This window comes from Bacillus sanguinis, from assembly GCF_018332475.1.
Classification (GTDB): domain Bacteria; phylum Bacillota; class Bacilli; order Bacillales; family Bacillaceae_G; genus Bacillus_A; species Bacillus_A sanguinis.
On record NZ_BOQB01000283.1, the window covers coordinates 1 to 2,366 of the forward strand.

Annotated in this window: 4 protein-coding genes; all 4 read right to left on the minus strand. The window is 32.0% G+C overall.

Going from position 1 to position 2,366, the window contains the following annotated elements:
* Positions 1 to 95: 95 nt before the first annotated feature.
* Positions 96 to 536, minus strand: a complete 441-nt coding sequence (locus KI369_RS23965; RefSeq protein ID WP_212957686.1) for an NUDIX domain-containing protein — start codon at positions 534 to 536, stop codon at positions 96 to 98.
* Between the two features lie 61 nt (positions 537 to 597).
* On the minus strand, positions 598 to 960 hold the full coding sequence (locus KI369_RS23970; RefSeq protein WP_212957688.1) for a DUF4181 domain-containing protein: 363 nt from the start codon (positions 958 to 960) through the stop codon (positions 598 to 600).
* 17 nt (positions 961 to 977) lie between these two features.
* Entirely contained in the window at positions 978 to 1,814 is an 837-nt protein-coding gene (locus tag KI369_RS23975; protein ID WP_212957691.1) for a PP2C family serine/threonine-protein phosphatase, read from the minus strand.
* Entirely contained in the window at positions 1,798 to 2,298 is a 501-nt protein-coding gene (locus tag KI369_RS23980; protein ID WP_212957693.1) for an HIT family protein, read from the minus strand. The genes KI369_RS23975 and KI369_RS23980 overlap by 17 nt, the downstream gene beginning before the upstream one ends.
* Positions 2,299 to 2,366: the final 68 nt, after the last annotated feature.

A 2,366-nucleotide genomic window follows, 5' to 3' on the forward strand; every position in this document is an offset into this window, starting at 1 on the left:
AGCTTAAATACTTATCCAAAAAATAAACAACTATACAAAAAATAATACTTATAATCCAAAAAGTAGAAGTTCCCATTACTCCACCTCCTATTACTTTATTTATTATTAGAAATAAAGTGGACTATTTTATGGTTATCCTTTTCTAAATAACTTACAATCCCTTCAGGGTATGTTGGCTTCGTTTTTAATTCTTCTATATTTTTATATATTAATATAATATCTTCATATTCTTTATGTCTTATTTCATTTGTAATTCTCTCTTGAACAATCCCCCTATGTATCAATGTACAATGATGTCCTTTTTCGTTGTTCCACTCAAAAATATGCTCATTTACAACGGCTAACGCTTGAACATAGATCTTCAAATCGTATTCTTCCATTAATTCTCGCATTATTGCTTCTTTTGCTGTTTCACCAAATTCAATAGAACCACCTGGAAAACGATAAAATGTTTCGCTTAAATCACATTGTACAAGTACTTTAGAATGATTTTCATTTAAAATCATTACTTCAGCCCGTAATCGAGGACTTTTCATTTCTTCTCTCCTTATAATTGCTCATTATATGATATTACGATAGTGTTGTAATCAATATGTATTAAATAAGGAAATATAGTATTATCCCCGTTATCATTAATGAAATAGCTCCGCCTAAGGATATCAAAAACTCCTTTGATTCTCGATCATATTTCCATTCCATATATGATTCAAAACTATATAATGTAATTAAAAACAGAAAAGGTAGAAAGCCCATGTATAGAGGATTCGAAAGAAAAGAGCATATAATTATAACTACTATATAAGAAAAAATAATAATCCTGTTTCCCCATTTATGCAGCTTATTTACATATTTATTATTCCATCCTTTTTGTTTCGGTATATTTAGCCTTTTTCTCACTATATTTTCTAAAACAAATAACAATATGATCCATAAAACTAATACAACTACTTTCACATGCATTAGAGAGATCACCGCCTTTATCTTATCGTCTGGATTTTGTCCCGCTGATCACTCGGATACGTAGTACTCATTTTGTTCTCTACGTCCCAACTAATAATCGTCGCACTATCTCTTCCTAATTGCTGATGAACGTGTTCTAAAACATTATGGATATTTTCTTTAAGTACGTTATTATTTCTATTCATATCACTATACAGATTTACAGGAGTTTCATACCGCCGTTCCCCGCATTCTAATACCCCATCTGTGACCATTACAATTTGATTTTTTCCATTACGTAATTCACGAATGCCTGTTGAATAACAAGGAACAGGTAAATCAAATGTGTTTACATTTCCAATCCATTCGTAAAAATGACGTTGATTTAATGCATATTGCCCTAACTTATGTAACTCTTCATGAAATACATACACTAAACAGTCTCCTATAGATAGCCACCAAATATAGTTTTCTTTTCTTACACATAGTAAGCAAGCTGTTTCACCTTTAATTCTTCGACACTTTTCCTTAAATGAAGAAGATTGAAAGATAGTAAGTATATGATTTTCAATAGATCGAAATACTGTATCAATCGATTCATTCATCATTTCTTTTATATTTTCATATTCTTTTTCAACTGTATTTACTACTAAATCAACACTTTCTGCACTATTATGTCCGTCCAAAATCACTGCAAATTCCCAATTACCATTTGACCAAACTAAAGCACCATCTTCATTCTTTTTTGCTCCGGCACTTATATTCCCACCATATGTACCAAGCACGATGTCACCATATTGCTTTACCGAAATTTCGTCTAAACACATTTCTCTACTTCCAACCCATGAATGTTGTCTATTATTTGTTATATGCATATTCTCTCACCATATACTCTCGTATTCTTTCGCATAGTTTTTTGATTTTCTCTGCGTCACCATAAGGTGCACCAGTCCATTTCGCTAGTTCAGTCGGTGACCAAAACTCTTTGGGTGTATTTGGATAACGCGGTATGATATGCATATGCATATGTGGTACACCATTCCCTGAAACAAAAGTGTAAATATGTTCTGCACCTTCACTTTTTTTTAGGGCTTTACTTACTCTACTTGTTATAAGTCCGAACACTTTCGCTTCTTCATCTGTTAGTTCGGCAAGGCCAGGTACATGCCTTTTTATATCTATCATTACATAACCAAGGTATGTTTCTTCACTATCCCAGTAGACATGTCCAACGTAAACGAGTTCATCTTCGTAAATAGCTCCACCTGGAACTGTAATGTTTCCTTTATGTTTTTCGCAAATGAAGCAGTTTTGTTCTACTTGATTATTTGTTGACATATCCATCACCAACCTTTTCATATATAATATCATAAAAAAAGGAAAAATAGGATTTATATTCCGAAAATTCATTCTTTTGACGAATCATT